General features: G+C 44.2%; 15 protein-coding genes and 1 pseudogene. 8 read left to right on the top strand and 8 right to left on the bottom strand.

What is annotated here, in order from left to right; translation table 11 throughout:
* Positions 1-156: 156 nt before the first annotated feature.
* From DFP77_RS01515 to manD, 6 genes are all read right to left on the bottom strand, one after another.
* On the bottom strand, positions 157-1614 hold the full coding sequence (locus DFP77_RS01515) for a mannitol dehydrogenase family protein (RefSeq protein WP_258861048.1): 1458 nt from the start codon (positions 1612-1614) through the stop codon (positions 157-159).
* A gap of 17 nt (positions 1615-1631) precedes the next feature.
* Entirely contained in the window at positions 1632-2906 is a 1275-nt protein-coding gene (locus DFP77_RS01510; protein WP_114410535.1) for a TRAP transporter large permease, read from the bottom strand.
* Entirely contained in the window at positions 2906-3451 is a 546-nt protein-coding gene (locus DFP77_RS01505) for a TRAP transporter small permease (RefSeq protein WP_114410534.1), read from the bottom strand. Before DFP77_RS01505 ends, DFP77_RS01510 begins: the two co-directional genes overlap by 1 nt.
* Before the next feature lie 90 nt (positions 3452-3541).
* Positions 3542-4498, bottom strand: coding sequence for a TRAP transporter substrate-binding protein (locus DFP77_RS01500; protein WP_114410533.1), 957 nt, complete (start codon positions 4496-4498; stop codon positions 3542-3544).
* A gap of 46 nt (positions 4499-4544) precedes the next feature.
* The gene (locus tag DFP77_RS01495) at positions 4545-5567 is read right to left on the bottom strand and encodes a Zn-dependent oxidoreductase (protein ID WP_114410532.1); all 1023 of its coding nucleotides are present in this window, start codon (positions 5565-5567) and stop codon (positions 4545-4547) included.
* Positions 5568-5573: 6 nt separating this feature from the next.
* Entirely contained in the window at positions 5574-6785 is a 1212-nt protein-coding gene (manD, locus tag DFP77_RS01490; protein ID WP_114410531.1) for a D-mannonate dehydratase ManD, read from the bottom strand.
* 217 nt (positions 6786-7002) lie between these two features.
* Here manD and DFP77_RS01485 point away from each other — a divergent pair, with 217 nt between their 5' ends.
* Complete coding sequence (locus DFP77_RS01485; RefSeq protein WP_181858477.1) at positions 7003-7728, top strand: FCD domain-containing protein; 726 nt, start codon at positions 7003-7005, stop codon at positions 7726-7728.
* A 3-nt stretch (positions 7729-7731) separates the two neighbouring features.
* Here DFP77_RS01485 and DFP77_RS01480 read toward each other — a convergent pair whose 3' ends face one another.
* Positions 7732-8670, bottom strand: coding sequence for a LysR family transcriptional regulator (locus tag DFP77_RS01480; protein WP_114410529.1), 939 nt, complete (start codon positions 8668-8670; stop codon positions 7732-7734).
* Positions 8671-8748: 78 nt separating this feature from the next.
* Here DFP77_RS01480 and DFP77_RS19710 point away from each other — a divergent pair.
* The 7 genes and pseudogenes from DFP77_RS19710 to DFP77_RS01445 form a co-directional block, all read left to right on the top strand.
* Positions 8749-8902 (top strand): annotated as a pseudogene (locus DFP77_RS19710) (IS5/IS1182 family transposase); the annotation flags it as partial.
* A gap of 254 nt (positions 8903-9156) precedes the next feature.
* The gene (locus DFP77_RS01470; protein WP_114410528.1) at positions 9157-9789 is read left to right on the top strand and encodes a hypothetical protein; all 633 of its coding nucleotides are present in this window, start codon (positions 9157-9159) and stop codon (positions 9787-9789) included.
* Positions 9786-10322 (top strand): methyl-accepting chemotaxis protein, encoded by a 537-nt coding sequence (locus DFP77_RS01465; protein ID WP_114410527.1) that lies wholly within the window; start codon positions 9786-9788, stop codon positions 10320-10322. The genes DFP77_RS01470 and DFP77_RS01465 overlap by 4 nt, the downstream gene beginning before the upstream one ends.
* Entirely contained in the window at positions 10256-11047 is a 792-nt protein-coding gene (locus DFP77_RS01460) for a methyl-accepting chemotaxis protein (RefSeq protein WP_147270541.1), read from the top strand. Before DFP77_RS01465 ends, DFP77_RS01460 begins: the two co-directional genes overlap by 67 nt.
* A 393-nt stretch (positions 11048-11440) precedes the next feature.
* On the top strand, positions 11441-12466 hold the full coding sequence (locus tag DFP77_RS01455) for a TRAP transporter substrate-binding protein (RefSeq protein WP_181858476.1): 1026 nt from the start codon (positions 11441-11443) through the stop codon (positions 12464-12466).
* Positions 12467-12545: 79 nt separating this feature from the next.
* Positions 12546-13100: a TRAP transporter small permease subunit gene (locus DFP77_RS01450; RefSeq protein WP_114410525.1), complete on the top strand. Its 555-nt coding sequence runs from the start codon at positions 12546-12548 to the stop codon at positions 13098-13100.
* Entirely contained in the window at positions 13097-14419 is a 1323-nt protein-coding gene (locus DFP77_RS01445; RefSeq protein WP_220235511.1) for a TRAP transporter large permease, read from the top strand. The genes DFP77_RS01450 and DFP77_RS01445 overlap by 4 nt, the downstream gene beginning before the upstream one ends.
* Positions 14420-14519: 100 nt before the next feature.
* On the opposite strand, the gene fabF is transcribed toward DFP77_RS01445, so the two are convergent.
* On the bottom strand, positions 14520-15788 hold the full coding sequence (gene fabF, locus DFP77_RS01440; RefSeq protein WP_114410524.1) for a beta-ketoacyl-ACP synthase II: 1269 nt from the start codon (positions 15786-15788) through the stop codon (positions 14520-14522).
* Positions 15789-15843 lie beyond the last annotated feature (55 nt).

Raw genomic sequence — 15843 nt, 5'->3', positions numbered from 1 at the left:
ATGATAAACAATACACCCTTCACCTAGGAAAAACTTTTCGGAATTTTAGCTTTTAGTTAAAATTTGTATCCTGACTCATAAAACAAGCACATAAAAAAGGCGCTCTTACTGAAATAAGAACGCCTAATAATTGAATTTTTTATCCGCATTTACTTATCATTCTTGATGATAAATATGACTCATCAAGCTCTGAACCTTGGCTCCCGCTAACAGCTCGTCCACTAAACCAACGAGACGAACCTGCAAAGCCTCGTTCTTTACTAGACTAGATGGGAAGATATCGTTACGTTGCAATAAAGTGCCAACTAAGCTGACCGAATCGTCTCTATAGCGATTAACCGTTTCAAATAACACTGTTTCGAGCGGATCATTAATACTTTGTTGACCCTGTTCAGCATCACAAAGAAAGGCAATCCAGCCAGCAATACCAAGCTCTATCGCCGGTGCTGCCAGTGCTTGCGCTTGAAGTTCCGTTAAGCCACTCAACCAGCGTTGTGGCAGCTTCTGGCTACCGTCCATCGCAATTTGCTTGAGCTGGTGCTGTAAACTGTCGTTTTCAAAACGTGCTAATAACTGTTGGCAGTAGATCGCTATTTCCGTTTGGCTAAAGCTAGGTAAGGTCGGCGCCACTTCTTGCATCATATAATGTTCAAGAAAGGCACGAATATCCTTGTCTTGCACGGCGTCTGCGACGGTTTTAAAGCCCGCAATAGAGCCCAAGTATGCCAATAATGAATGACTTCCATTTAGCATTCGCAGCTTCATCATTTCATAGCTGGATACATCATCTACCATTTGAACACCAGCGGATTCCCACTGCGGACGACCTGCAGGGAAATGATCTTCTATCACCCACTGACTAAACTGTTCGCACTTAACCACGGTCGGCTCACGGATACCAGTGTCAGCTTTAATCATAGCAAGATCTTGCTCAGATACCGCAGGAACAATGCGATCTACCATGGAATTTGGAAACGCAACGTTTTTCTCAATCCATTGGGCGAATTCATCATCCTGTCCTTTGGCTAGCGCTACAACGGCACCTTTGGCGCGAATACCATTATGAGGCATATTGTCACAAGACAATACGGTAAAAGCCGAAAGGCCTTGCGCACGACGTTGCTTTAATGACTCAAGGATCAAACCCAAAGCCGTTTTAGGTTGTGATGGAGACGCCATGTCATGTTGAATTTCAGGAGCACCTACCAATAACTCGCCAGTAGAAGGCGCTAAATAGTAACCCTTTTCAGTAACCGTCAACGTTACTACCTTAGTTGCTGGAGCTGTCATTTGAGCGAGTAAGGCTTCTCGACCTTCATCAGAACCGCAGAAAAACGTGTTCTTAATCGCTTTAATCTCTCTTAGATTAGCATTACTCGTATCGGCATACTCCACTACATGATAGCAATGCTCAGCCGCATTCATCTGCTCAACCAAACTATAATTGGAGCGAATGTTTGCACTGGCGATCATCCAATCACCACCATGCAGAGCAAGTGTTTGCTCTAAATACACCGCTTGGTGAGCACGATGAAAAGCACCTAAACCAATGTGAACTATGCCAATATCATGCTTACTAGCGTCAATCTGGCTATTTATATATTGAACTTTCATTATTTAAATAATCCTAATTAACCCAACAGCGAAGGCAGCCACAATGAAATAGCAGGGACATAAGAAACCAGTAAAAGAACAACAAGGTTACAGATTAAGAATGGCCAAATGGCTTTTACCACCGCCGTCATTGGTAATTCACTGATACCCGCCGCCACGAATAAGCACACACCAACTGGTGGCGTTGTTAAGCCGATAATCAGATTAAGCACCGCCATCACACCAAAGTGAATTGGGTCCATACCAATACCTTCGGCCACTTTTAGCAAAGTAGGGAAAAGGATAATCAACGCCGCGATGGTTTCCATGAACCCACCAACGACCAATAACACGATGTTGATGATTAAAATTACCACCAATGGGTTTTCGCTAATGCTAAAAATAGCGCTCGCCAGCATTTGTGGTATTTGCTCACTGGTTAGGATCCAGCCGAATAAATTTGCCATTCCCACTAATAACAGCAAGCTGGTAGAACTTAAAACCGTATCAACTAATAGCTTGGGAAGGTTCTGCCAAGTCAGACCTTTATAGACAAACATGCCAACAACAAAGGCATATAAGCTGGCCATAATAGAAGCTTCTGTTGGTGTAAAGAGTCCACCAATAATCCCGTACAGGATAATAAAGGTCATTAACAGCGCCCAAAACGCCCCTTTACCAACGGTATAGATTTCTTTTAATGTGGCGCGTTTCTCGCGAGGGTATTGACGCTTCACGGCAATAATATAGGCCGTCACCATCATGGCAAGTCCTAGCATAAAGCCCGGAACGACACCGGCTAAAAACATCTTACCGACAGAAATGCCACTCAAAGAACCCACGATGATCATAGGCACACTTGGAGGAATGATGGGACCAATCGTTGAAGACGCAGCGGTAACCGCGGCAGCAAAGGGTTTGTCATAACCACTTTTCGCCATACCAGGAATCATCACGGCACCAATACTTGCTGTATCGGCTACGGCCGTACCGGAAATACCACCAAAGATCATCGAGCCACCAACATTGGCCAGTCCAAGCCCGCCACGAATATGGCCTAACAAGGCATTACTGAAACGAATAATGTAATCGGTGATATTGCCGACGTTCATTAAATTACCGGCCAGAATAAAGCCAGGGATACACAGCAAAACAAAGGAATCCATGCCAGCATATAAGCGTTGAGGCACAATAGTTAACGGAATCCCCACCATAGTTAAATACGTTAGCGATGCAATACCTAAGCAAAAAACAATTGGTACACCCACGAGCAGTAATAGAAAAAACACGGCAAACAATAAAATGATTTCCATTATGAGGATACCTCTTGATCATCTCGATCGAGCAATACAAGCACAATACTCATAAAGCTATAAAACGCCGTTAAAGCGAAGAAAAAGCTCACGGATAAAAAAGCCCAATACATGGGAACTTCCAGAGCGGGGGAGGTTTGCCAACGCCCAATTTGCGCATATTTGATGGCATAAGGCAGGATATAAATAGCGAAACTACCGGCCAAAAGGTGACAAGAAATTTGATACACTTTATTCCAGAATCGGCTTAATGCCCCCTGAAATAGTTCCAGTCGCACATGGCGATTATGGCGAATCACCAACCCAGAACCCATAACGATAAGGTATACAAACAAATAGCGGGAGAGTTCTTCAGTCCAAATAGGAGAACTGGGCAACATGAAACGAGAGACAACTTGCAAAACAACAACAGCCGCAATCGCTAACAGAGCCGATACCGCTAATACAGAAAATACCCAATCAACTATGCGCAGTAGCAATTGGATGCCATATTCCAACTTGCCAAGATAGTCTTTTGGGTTATTGGTTTGAGATGAGGTACTCATCGCACTTTTCTCCAAAGTGGCCTATTTTCGCTGTTTGAAGCGAAAATAGGCGTCTTAAACGGATGTAGATCTGGATCTGTTACTAGAGATTTAGATCTTGTTGTAAAGCGCAAGCTGTTCAGGCGTCAGAGCTTCTTGTACTGCTTTTTGAGCTGCGGCTTTGAACGCTTTCAGGTCTGGCTCTACAAACTCCATACCACGAGACTCTAGAGTAGAACGCAATTGCGCTTCATCTGCGGCAAACATGCCGTGCTCATAGCTTTGCATTTGCTTACCAGCGTCCAGAACAATAGTGCGCAAATCAGCAGGCATGCTGTTTAGTTTGTCTTGACCAATTACCACATAAATCCAGCTACGAACGTGACCTGTCAAATTCACATATTTCTGAACTTCGTAGAAGCTCGCGCTGTTAATCAGGCTAAGTGGGTTTTCTTGTCCATCAATCGTATTTTGCTGTAACGCAGTAAACACTTCGCTAAACGCCATAGGAATTGGTTTAGCGCCTAATGTTTGCCATGTTTTTACAAACAGAGGCACGTTAGGAACACGCAACTTCAAACCATCTAAATCGCTAGGAGATTGAATTTTGCGGTTAGACGTTAAATGGCGAGGGCCACGCTCAAACCATGCGATAGGCTGAAGACCTGTACGCTGAGTAATTTGATCAGTGATTTCTTTACCAACGTCACCATTAACGGCTTTTTTCAACTGTTCGGAGCTAGTAAAGGCATAAGGAACCGCCATTAATGCCGCTTTTGGTGCCCAGTTTTGTAGCGATTCACCCGTTATAGTCATATCCGCTGTACCAAGCTGAATGCTGTTGATCACATCCATTTCTTTGCCTAATTGTTCATTAGGGTAAAGCTTCACGTCGATACGGCCATTGGATTTTGTTTCGGCTACTTCTTTGAATTTCAAAGCGGCTTTATGCCAAATATTCTCTTCATTGGCTGGGTAGCCAAACTTCAAAGTAACATCAGCTGCCTGAGCTAAGCCAGTCAACAAGATTGAAGACATGACGGCGACTTTTAACATTGGTTTAATCATAGGGAACTCCATTTTTATTTTTAGATTTATATTATTGAGTTATCAATTACTTACTCATCTCAACAAGCACTTTACGAGTAAGTTCTGGGTGGTTTTCCATTAACTGAATACCATCGCCAATATCGTTTAAAGCAATTCGATGACTGATCAAAGCCAAAGGATCTAATCGACCTGACGAAATCATTTCAAGCACTTGAGGAAAACGGCGGTTATTAAGACGAGAACCCACTATTGTCAGCTCTTTCTTAATCACTTCAATTTGCGCAAGATCGCTTGGCGTAGAGGTAAAGCCCAACAAACCAACACGCCCAGCAGGGCAGGCAATACGTAAAATTTCGGGCAAAAGAGCTGGAATACAAGCGGCATCGGCAATCAAAGGTACACCTTCGCCATTAGTCCATTCTTGGATACAGTCTTCTACTTTGTTTACCCGACTATTGATCACGTCCGTTGCACCAAGCGCTTTGGCTGTTTCTAAGCGCTCATCAACAATATCAGTCACAATGATGCGTTCGATGCCCATGGCTTTCGCCACTTGCACGATAGTCAATCCAATCACGCCCGCGCCATACACCAACAAGGTGTCACCAGGAATAGGTTCCATGCGAGATAACACATTAGTGGCAATGGAATAAGGCTCAACTAAGGCTGCTTGTTCAAGCGTGACATTGTCAGGAAGCACTAAAACGTTGCTTGCAGGCGCGCTGGTGAATTCGCCAAAGCCGCCATTACGGTGTACACCAAACACTTGTAGATTCGCACAGACGTTAAAGCGTCCAGCACGGCAGGCATAACATTCGCCACAACTAATAACAGGGTCAACACAGACTTTATCGCCAACACTCACGTGCGTGACACCTTCACCAACGGCTGCCACTACACCTGAAAACTCATGCCCTGTAATTCGAGGAAATTTAACGAAAGGGTTTTGTCCATGAATAATGTGAAGATCGGATCCACAAATTCCGGCAAAGGCGGTTTTAATCAATACTTCACCCGCTTCAGCAACAGGCTGTTTGGTATCGATCAAAGCATAGTCATTTACATTTGCTACTTGAAACGCTTTCATAATTTTCTACCAATTCCACAAGGTGCCATCTTCAAGGCGATTAACCGGAAGATAAGCAGGTTTATAGGGATATTTCGCAGCAAGCTCTTCATCAATGTCGACACCATGGCCTGGTACGTCACCCGGCGTGAAAAAGCCATCGTTAAACTCATACGCATGAGGGAAAACAAGATCCGTTTCCTTGGTATGCGGCATGTGTTCTTGAATGCCAAAGTTCGGCACCCAAGTATCAAAGTGCAATGCGGCGCCCATACAAATAGGGGAAAGGTCCGTCGCACCATGGAAACCCGTTTTAACATGAAAGATAGACGCGAAATCGGCAATGCGCCGTACATTCGTTATGCCACCAGCATGGGTAATTGTTGCGCGGACATAATCGATGAGCTGATTTTGAATCAACTCTTGGCAATCGGACAAACTATTGAAGACTTCGCCAATCGCGAGCGGCGTTGTCGTATGTTTGCGGATTAATTCATAAGAAGACTGGTTTTCGACAGGCGTACAATCTTCTAGCCAAAATAAGTGGAATTTCTCAACTTCTTTACCTAAGCGTGCCGCTTGAATTGGTGTCAGGCGATGATGTACATCATGCAGTATATGCAAGTCTTCACCGAACTCTTTGCGAACAGCAGCAAATAGTTCTGGCACATGATTAAGGTATTTTTCCGTTGACCAAACATTCTCAGAAGGTAGAGCAGAGTCTGCAGGCTCATAAGGTTTGCCCGCTTCTTTAGAAACACCATAGGTTGTTGGGATACCTGGTATGCCACATTGTACCCGAACCGCTTTGTAGCCTAGTTCAACGTGCTTGCGAACTTCTTCAAGGCAGGAATCAATATCTAACCCAGTGGCATGACCATAAACCATGACTTTTTCACGGCTTTTACCGCCAAGCAATTGGTACAAAGGCATTCCTGCCATTTTGGCTTTGATATCCCATAAAGCGACATCTACTGCAGCAATCGCCGTCATACCAACAGGACCTCGACGCCAATACGCACCACGGTACAAGTACTGCCAAATGTCTTCTATTCGCTGTGGGTCTTTGCCAATTAGGGTAGGGATAACGTGGTCTTCAAGATAAGAAACAACAGACTTTTCACGACCGTTAAGCGTCGCATCACCAATGCCATAAACACCTTCGTCTGTTTCTATTTTTAATGTGACTAGGTTGCGACCAGGACAGGTCACTATTACTTTTGCTGATCGGATTTTCATAAACTACGATACCTAATTATTTTTTTTGGTATGCCAAATATCTATTATTTTCACAAAATAGCTGAAAACTTCACGTCTAACAAGTAAAAACAGCAAAATTGGCATACCAAATCACAATTACTACTCGCTTAATTGATTAAAATATCGACTTTAAGTACATCTTGCGTGAAAATGGCATACCAGATTGATGGCAATTAAAGTAATTAAGAATCCTCCTATGGCAGAACGACTCTACAGAGAAATTGGCGAAAGCATTAAGCAAGAAATTGCAAAATCCACAATGAAGGTTGGTGATAAGTTACCAACGGAACGTGTTTACGCAGAATTATTTGGCGTCAGCAGAACCTTGGTAAGAGAAGCCTTCATCATGTTGGAAATTGAAGAGCTGATCGAAGTTAGAAAAGGCTCTGGCAGTTATTTGAAAAATAGCCCTTCTTCTTTACTGACCATTGCTCACGTCTCGGATGTCGGCCCATTTGAGCTATTGCAAGCACGCCAAGAGATTGAAAGTTCAATCGCCGCGTGCGCAGCGCCTGTCATCACCAAACAAGACCTGCAAAAGCTGCAAGATATTTTAGATATCGAAAGTGCGGAATTAGAAGTTGTCGAAAATGCCAATAGCGCAGACAGAGACTTTCATTTGTCTATCGCTCAAGCAACTCAAAATACCGTCTTAGTTGATACGGCGACTCGCTTATGGGATATGAAAGATGGCAATCCTATGTGGAAAAAGCTCCACGCTCGAATACAGGATACGTCATATCATGATCAATGGCTGGAAGATCATAGAAAAGTACTTGTTCAGTTACGTAAACGTAATGCTGAAGGAGCGAGACAAGCGATGTGGCAACATATAGAGAACGTTAAACAAACATTGTTTAAGCTCTCAGATACGGAAGCGCCAGATTTTGATGGTTATCTTTTTGCCCAACCGCATGGCTAACCTCTAATACGGCGCAGAAATCAGCTCTTCAACCGTCTGATGTAACACTTTTAGGAACAATTCACGAGGTTTATTAGGTTGGGTGGTTTTCTTGCAAATCACGGCTACGCCTAAAGTGTAAGAGCGATTTTCTGGCGCGACAGCAAGTATTTTTCCAGATTCGACGTAGGGCTCCGCATAGCGTTCTGGCAAAAAGCCGATATAACGACCTGATAAGATCAGAGCTAGACGACTATCATAAAAATATGAAATCGCCGTCAGATTCATTCCTGAGATTTGCTCACTGATCGCTTCGTGCGGCTTTAACCCCGCGTGAGTTGCCGGGAACTTGTTCACCTGTTCGTCCTGCTCTTCAATGGACATAATCGCCAGTGGGTGATCCTTGCCACAATACAGATAACAATCATCGCTATATAAATGTACGTAACTTAACCCGTCCAGCTTGCGATGATAAGGAATAAAACCGATATCAGCCTCATCATTCAAAATCATGCGCTCAATGTTCGACATGGAAGACACGTTAGTGGTGATCGATACTTCAGGCGCTTCAGTGGAAAAACGTTGAATCAATTCTGGAAAGTGACTACGCGGATCTAAACTCACTTTATCTGACAAGGCAAGGCGAAGCTTACCCGTTAAGCTAGCGTTTAAGTTATTTACCGTAGTACGAAAAGCATCGAGTGACTCAAGTAGATTCTCGGTCATTTCATAAATGATGACGCCTTCTTCCGTGAGAGAGAATCCGCCGCGACCACGCTTACACAAAACAAGATTCAGGCGCGCTTCTAAATTAGAGATATGTAGACTGATAGTTGATCGGCCAATATTAAGCGAAGTTTCTGCCGCCGAAAACCCACCGCAATCGACGACGGTTTTAAAGACTTTTAATTGCTTGATCTCATAATCGCCGACCTGTCCCAGTGAATAATTCTTAACGCTCATTGCCTCTCCCCACGTGTACTAACCTAATCATCGCAATTTAGTTCGCTGATTATCTAACTTTACATTGATTTAAGCATCTTTGGCTTAAAAGCCCATATTGGTGTAGACGCTAGAGCGGGGTTAACTCACAGAATGAGCACAACGGCGTCCAACATTCATGGCGGATTCTGGCTATCGTGACACTCAAACAAGAGAAGAGTTAAAAGGTGTCAAAGCAAACGGGTTGATTGCATAGATTCCAATCTAAATATGTCTAAACTTATTATGAATATTGGTTGTTTTAGTGGTTTAACAAATACTTTTTCCTAGAATAATCTAGGATGGTTGAAATAAGTTCGTTCTTCTTTCAACTTTACATTGATCCACAACGACTCCCACCTATATAAGTTTATTTTATCACATATGATCTAAATATATGATTTTAATGCTCCCAGCTTTTCATCTAGCCTGTTTACCGTAATTAATACATTTAATATGGAGTTTTTTATGCCCTTAATGTCGTTATCTGTACGTCAAAAACTAATGGCAATTGTACTCCTTGTCTGCATTGGCTATGCAGGGTTTGGTGCCTACTCAGTTTATAATTTATCTTTGCTGTCTAGCGCCTCAGGTGACGCCAGTAATTTGAGCCGACTGACCACCCAAGTAAAAAATCTAGAAGTTTCTCTATTAAAGCTTGAACGAAAAATATCTGCGCTCACACCAAACGATGTAGAACCACTTAACCAAGAACTCAAGAGTATTAAAGAAACCATGGCCACAGGTTTTCAGATACCTCCTTCTCTGATCGATTCTGAAGGTATTTCACTGCTGGCAGATACACAAACCTTATTACCCAACTATATTACTGCCATTGAAAATTATCTAAAAACCCGCCAAACGCTAGGACTAAATAGCGAATCAGGGGCACTAGGAAAGTTAAATCAATCCGCCGACGAGCTGGCGGAAAAGTTCGGTACATTGGCTAGCTTTGGATCAAGCTTTAAAGACATAAGAAACCTAGAAAAAGACTTTCTTTTTTACAGAGATAACAGCCATCAAGAAGCTTTAATGGCGTCATTAAACGCACTGAAGGACAATATTAATAATCTCGGCTTTGACGATGTATTCGCCCAATGATTCAAACCTATGAAGATACCTTAGCCCCAGTTATTGCTCTCTCCATTGCCTTAAAAAAGCAACAAAGCGAACTTACAACATTAAGTAATCAATACACACAAGCCATGGATGAGAGCGCCAAATACCTGCAAAACACCTTACTGGCTAAGGCACAAATACGTTCATTAGAAACTGCTGAGCAAGCGCGCAGTTCTTTGGTAATCGCTTGTGTTTTACTTGCACTTGTTATCGGTCTTATTTTGTCGACGGTGATTCGCTCTTTAAACCGCAACCTAATCGCTGTGTTGGCGATATTAAAAGAAGTCGCGCAAGGCAAACTTGGTTCCCATAAACAGAACCAAGGTTCAGGCAATCCAGATGAATTCCAGCAACTATTTATTGCTTCAAACCAAATGTCCGATAGCCTGCGCTTATTGATTGGTCATTTAATCAACAGCAACGAGAAGCTGGTGCTCACGGCTGATGAGTGGACAGCGGTATTCAAACCATTGTCAGCGGCAGTGAGCGAATTCGTGATCGAAGCAATACATTAGCCACTTCTACAGAAGAAATATCCGCCACCGCTGATACAGTACAATCAATGACGCAGAACGTGCAAAGCGCTGCCAATGTCGCTTATGAATCAGCAACCAGCGGTGTCACAGCCATGCGTGATGCCATGACCAGCATTAGCGATGTGGCACAAACCATTCAAGATACTAACGAACGAGTTGATCGCCTTGGTGCACTTTCTAAAGAGATTGATGTGGTTATTGAGCTCATCGTCGGTGTCGCAGAGCAGACGAGTCTATTAGCTCTCAACGCAGCTATAGAAGCGGCTCGTGCCGGAGAAGCAGGTCGTGGTTTTGCTGTTGTGGCAGACGAAGTTAAAACGCTTTCAGAGCAAACAGTACAAGCATCGGGAAGCATTACAGAGAAAGTCGAAAATATTCAGAAGGAAACACAAGCAGTCATTGATGCTATGACGCTTAGCCTACAGAAAGTTGGTCGCAGCAAAGAACAAGGCGAAAACGCTGTCATGACGATCCATAGAGTCGAGCAAAACACTCTGGAAGCAATGAACCATACGCAGGAGATTACCCAAGCAATCAAAGAGGTTGCATTGACGACAGCACAAATGGCGCAAGACATGGACATCATTGCTCACGATATCAAAGACAATCACGCGGCAACACAATCTATCCAAATGGCCAATAAAAATGTTCATTATCAAACAAACGAATTAGCCAAACAGATACAAGGTTTTGACATCACTTAGCGGTTTTAAAGACCGGCTTGAATAATCTAAAAAACAACCGCCCCACTTCGGGGCGTTTTTGTTATTGAAAGCCTTATTCAAATCGAGATTAAGAAAAAGTAAAAAACATGCACGTTTTCAACACCATAGATCAATATTATTCACTATAATGCTGCACTCAATTCACCTGTTTTCTGCGCAATATTGGTGCGAACGGTCTTTTTTTGTGCGTTAATTCCCTTTAGTTAGCTGATTTTAAAAGGCTTTTAGTTTTTTTAATGTTTGATTGTGACAAAACTTTAGATAAGTTTTGTGCGCTTTAATGGTGGCGGCCTTTTTGAAAGTATCGAGTGCAAGGCGTCACAACATTCAAGGCGTGACTTTTTTATGCACTTTTGCACTCGAGGTAGCTCAATGATTAAGACGATACTAAAAGTAAAAAAACGATTGGTTGTAAGCTCTCTAGCGGTAGCTCTTGGATTAGGCGCTGTCGCTTCTTCAGCTCATGCTGCGGACTATAACTGGCGCTTCGCTAACCTATACAGCCGTGGCTCTGCATTCGGTGCGGTGTATGAAGATTTAGCAAAAAACATTGAGACTATGTCTGACGGCCGCATCAAGGTACAAGTTTTGTACGATGGTGAGGGTGTAGGTGCTTCTGGTATTTTTGGCGCTGTAAAAACAGGTCTAATCACCATGGGCGCTACGTTCCAATCTTTGAACGCAGGTGAGCTTCCAGCAGGCTTGGTTGAAATCGGTTTACCTGGCGGTACCAGTGACGTTGGTGAGCTAACGACCTTGTTCCAAGAAAAAGGCTGGGCTCCTATCCTTAAAGAAGCGTACGGTGCTCAAGGTCTAGTTTGGCTTGACCCTTACATTCAGCCAGCGGTATACGTTATTACCAAAGAGCCAATCAACTCAGTAGAAGACTTCCAAGGTTTGAAAATTCGAGCGCCTGGCGCATACGGCAAGTTCCTTCGTAACCTAGGCGCTTCTCCGGTATCGCTTGCTTGGTCTGAAATTTACACCTCGCTATCTACTGGTGTAATCGATGGCTCTATTGGCTCTAACATGATCGACCATCGCGATGGTAACCACGTTGAAGTAGCGAAATACATGTACCCACTTCCACTAGCTGGTGCTCAAGTGTTACCTATCATCGTTAACCAAAGCGCTTGGAACAAACTTCCAGCAGACTTGAAAGCAATTGTTAAAGCGGCAACAACGGTTCACGCTCAAGAGCAAATGACCAAGTCTAAACTTTGGGAATCTCAAGCAGTTGCTGACATGGAAGCGAAAGGACTTCAGTGGAGCCCAGAGCCAAGTGCTGAAGACAAAGCAGCATGGAAAGATGCTGGTGCGAAACTTTGGGATGAGTACGCAGCGGCAGACAAATACAGCAAAGAGTTAATTGACGTTCTACGTGAAGAACAGAAATAATTAACACAGTACTAACTAAAACGGCCTTCTTGATGAAGGCCGTTTTAGTTTTCCGATCCATCCTTACAGGTACAAAACAATGATAATGACTGCGATTAGACGTTATTGTCTAGGCGTCCACGCATTGGTGGCTTTCATTGGAAACTCCGTTTCCTATCTGATGCCAGTATTAGCATTTGTCGTTGCATTCGAGGTTTTCTCTCGTTACATCTTAGACAGCCCGACCATTTGGGCTTACGACACATCGCTATTTATTTTTGGTTACATTGCAGCACTAGGCGGCGCTTACGCCCAACAGCAACGTGCTCACATCAATGTCGACATCCTTTACAACAAAGTCTCTGCTCGAACCAAAAGCATATTTAACCTATTTTCATTCGCTCTCGCCATGTTCTTCATGATCATCGTCTGCAAAATGAGCATAGGTAAGTTTGAAGAAGCGCTCGAGTTTAATTACCGACGCCAAAGTGAATGGGCTCCTCATATGCATCATTACTGGCTAATGATGGCAATCGCTAGCGTGCTGCTAATTTTGCAACTTTCCAGCGACTGGATTGATTCCTTACATCAAGCGATTACTGGCAAACCCTTATTGCCAGAAGTACAGACAGAGCAAGAGGAAACGGCACCATGATTAGTATTGAACTATTAACGGGCATTTTATTCGCCTGCATCATAGCGTCGTTTGCCTTGGGGGCACCCGTTGGTTTAGCGCTGGGTGGCATTGCCATGGGTATTGGTTACATGACGTGGGGCGATGCGCTCTTTAACGTTATTCCCACTACGCTTGAGTCGACACATTTTAGTTTCATCCTGCTCGCCATCCCCTTGTATATTTACATGGGGCAATTGCTTACTCGCTCCGGCATTGGTGATGCCATGTTTAACGCCAGCCAAATGCTAATTGGTCGAGTACGTGGCTCACTCGCTATCAGCGTTATTGTGGTGTGTTCTATGATTGGTGCCATGGTTGGCATTATCGGCGCAGGTATCATGACGTCAGGCAGTATCGCATTGCGTCCCATGTTAGAGCGTGGCTATGATAAACGCCTTGCTTTAGGCGTCATCATGGCCGGTGGTGGTTTAGGTATTTTGATTCCACCTAGCATCCCAATGATCATGTTTGCATCGTCTACGCAGAACTCAGTAGGGCGTATGTTTATTGGCGCTTTAATTCCAGCGCTTATCACAATTGTTTTGCTGATCGCTTACGTGGTGATTTCTTGTAAATTGAACCCTCAACGCGCACCCATGGATGTTGTGCCAGAAGTGCAACCAACACCAAAAGAGAAGTTCCTAACCGCTCGTGATGGCTTGCTAGCTCTGCTGCTGATTGTCGCGGTTTTGGGCAGTATTATCATGGGCATTGCGACGCCAACAGAATCCGGTGCCATCGGGGTCGTTGGCGCGATTATTTTGGCGATTTTCTTTAAACGCTTCAAACCACGTATGGTAAAAAAAGCCGGCATGCAAGCAGCATTGCTTGTCACGGTCGCAATGTGGATTATCGTTGGGGCATCTGTGTTCAGTAACTTCCATTTGCTAATGGGCGTACAAAGCATGGTAGCCGGTTTCACCCAAGATTTGGGCTTACCACCAATCGTAGTCATCATGCTGTTCCAATTGATCATGCTGTTGCTGGGCTTCATTATCGATGAATTCATCATCGTTCTAATGTGTGCACCTATCTTCACACCGATTGCTGTATCCCTTGGTTATGATCCGATTTGGTTTGGTATCTTGATGATTCTAAATATTGAGATCGCCGTACAAACACCGCCTTATGGTTTTGCGTTGTTCTACCTAAAAGGCATCGCACCTCCAGGCATAACCATGTTGGATATCTACAAGTCCATTACGCCATTTGTATTGCTGAAACTTCTGGTTCTTGTCATCGTAATGATGTTCCCAGAATTGGTGACTTGGTTACCTAGCCAACTAATGGATGGCTAAAACCAATAATACACACGAAGAACAACGATATTAAAAAGGCGACTCATACACATTGAGTCGCCTTTTTTGTTTCAGTTTACTCGATAAATTGCCCTATAGATTAGTAACGCTTCAAGATAATCGCTGCGTTTACGCCACCAAAACCAAAGCCATTACATAATACATATTCAACACTTTTTTCTCGTGAAACCAATGGGATAAGATCCAAATCCGCCATACTGTCTTCTGGATTTTCAAGGTTTAGTGTCGGTGGCAAGATGCCTGATATTAGCGCCTGCGCACTGAAGATAGTTTCTACGCCACCGGCAGCACCTAGCAAATGACCCGTGGCAGATTTCGTCGATGAAATCGCAACCTTTGTCACCTTATCTCCAAACACTCGACGCAAAGCGTTTATCTCACCACGATCGCCCACTGGCGTCGACGTAGCATGAGCATTCACATAGCCAATTTGATCCGCAGAAATGCCAGCCATTTTAAGCGCTGTTTGCATCGCACGGGCAGCACCGTTGCCGTCTTCTGGGCCAGATGTCAGATGGTAAGCATCACCACTGGTGCCATAGCCAACAACCTCCGCCAATGGTGTGGCACCGCGAGCCAAAGCATGCTCAAGCGTTTCGAGCACAACTAAGCCTGCACCTTCGCCCATGACAAAGCCTTCGCGATCTTTATCAAAAGGGCGAGACGCTTTTTCAGGATCCTCATTTCTCGTAGAAAGCGCCTTCAAGGCACCAAAGCCAGCCAGAGACAAAGGATCAATACAGGCTTCCGTACCGCCCGCCAGAGCCACTTTCGCTTCACCCGTACGCAACAAGCGCATAGCATCACCAATCGCTTGCACGCCCGCGGCACACGCTGTTACTGGCGTACCTATTGGTCCTTTGAATCCATATTTAATCGAAACGTTACCCGCCGCAAGATTGGCAAGAAAGGCAGGAACCGTAAATGGCGACAAACGTCGTGCACCTTGCTCTATTAATGTCGTGTGCGCTTGAGTAATGGTTGGCAAACCGCCAATCCCCGTTGCAATGATGATAGCGGTGGCTTCCTGGTCTTCAGCAGTCATTGGTCGCCAGTTGGCCTGTGTTAAGGCTTCTTCGGCAGCAGCAAGAGCAAATAAGGTAAATAGATCAACGCGTTTTCGATCCTTAGGGGACAAATAGTCAGACTCGTTCAAACCATTTTCTTGCTCTGTCTGGCTAGGAACTTGCCCCGCAATGTGCGTATTTAGCCCTTCCGATAAAGTCGTTGGTAATGAGCGAATACCAGATTCACCGCGAATCAACCTATCCCAAACCGAAGCCACGCCTAAACCCAGCGGTGACACCAAACCCATACCAGTAATAACAATTCGTTCTTTAAGCGACATGAGATAACCCTCTTAAGTTTCAGCAGAAAGAAAGTCACCATGCTAGAGTGAGTCT

Source organism: Marinomonas foliarum (genome assembly GCF_003337275.1).
GTDB lineage: Bacteria > Pseudomonadota > Gammaproteobacteria > Pseudomonadales > Marinomonadaceae > Marinomonas > Marinomonas foliarum.
Note: the sequence above shows the minus strand (reverse complement) of the source record. Positions and strands in the feature narration are given on the sequence as shown.

Excerpts from the sequence above, each read along its gene's own strand:
- manD (WP_114410531.1), bottom strand. The coding sequence starts at position 6,785 with ATGAAAATCCGATCAGCAAAAGTAATAGTGACCTGTCCTGGTCGCAAC.
- DFP77_RS01505 (WP_114410534.1), bottom strand. The coding sequence starts at position 3,451 with ATGAGTACCTCATCTCAAACCAATAACCCAAAAGACTATCTTGGCAAG.
- DFP77_RS01480 (WP_114410529.1), bottom strand. The coding sequence starts at position 8,670 with ATGAGCGTTAAGAATTATTCACTGGGACAGGTCGGCGATTATGAGATC.
- DFP77_RS01500 (WP_114410533.1), bottom strand. The coding sequence starts at position 4,498 with ATGATTAAACCAATGTTAAAAGTCGCCGTCATGTCTTCAATCTTGTTG.
- DFP77_RS01470 (WP_114410528.1), top strand. The coding sequence starts at position 9,157 with ATGCCCTTAATGTCGTTATCTGTACGTCAAAAACTAATGGCAATTGTA.
- DFP77_RS01465 (WP_114410527.1), top strand. The coding sequence starts at position 9,786 with ATGATTCAAACCTATGAAGATACCTTAGCCCCAGTTATTGCTCTCTCC.
- DFP77_RS01455 (WP_181858476.1), top strand. The coding sequence starts at position 11,441 with ATGATTAAGACGATACTAAAAGTAAAAAAACGATTGGTTGTAAGCTCT.
- fabF (WP_114410524.1), bottom strand. The coding sequence starts at position 15,788 with ATGTCGCTTAAAGAACGAATTGTTATTACTGGTATGGGTTTGGTGTCA.
- DFP77_RS01485 (WP_181858477.1), top strand. The coding sequence starts at position 7,003 with ATGGCAGAACGACTCTACAGAGAAATTGGCGAAAGCATTAAGCAAGAA.
- DFP77_RS01515 (WP_258861048.1), bottom strand. The coding sequence starts at position 1,614 with ATGAAAGTTCAATATATAAATAGCCAGATTGACGCTAGTAAGCATGAT.
- DFP77_RS01510 (WP_114410535.1), bottom strand. The coding sequence starts at position 2,906 with ATGGAAATCATTTTATTGTTTGCCGTGTTTTTTCTATTACTGCTCGTG.
- DFP77_RS01445 (WP_220235511.1), top strand. The coding sequence starts at position 13,097 with ATGATTAGTATTGAACTATTAACGGGCATTTTATTCGCCTGCATCATA.
- DFP77_RS01495 (WP_114410532.1), bottom strand. The coding sequence starts at position 5,567 with ATGAAAGCGTTTCAAGTAGCAAATGTAAATGACTATGCTTTGATCGAT.
- DFP77_RS01450 (WP_114410525.1), top strand. The coding sequence starts at position 12,546 with ATGATAATGACTGCGATTAGACGTTATTGTCTAGGCGTCCACGCATTG.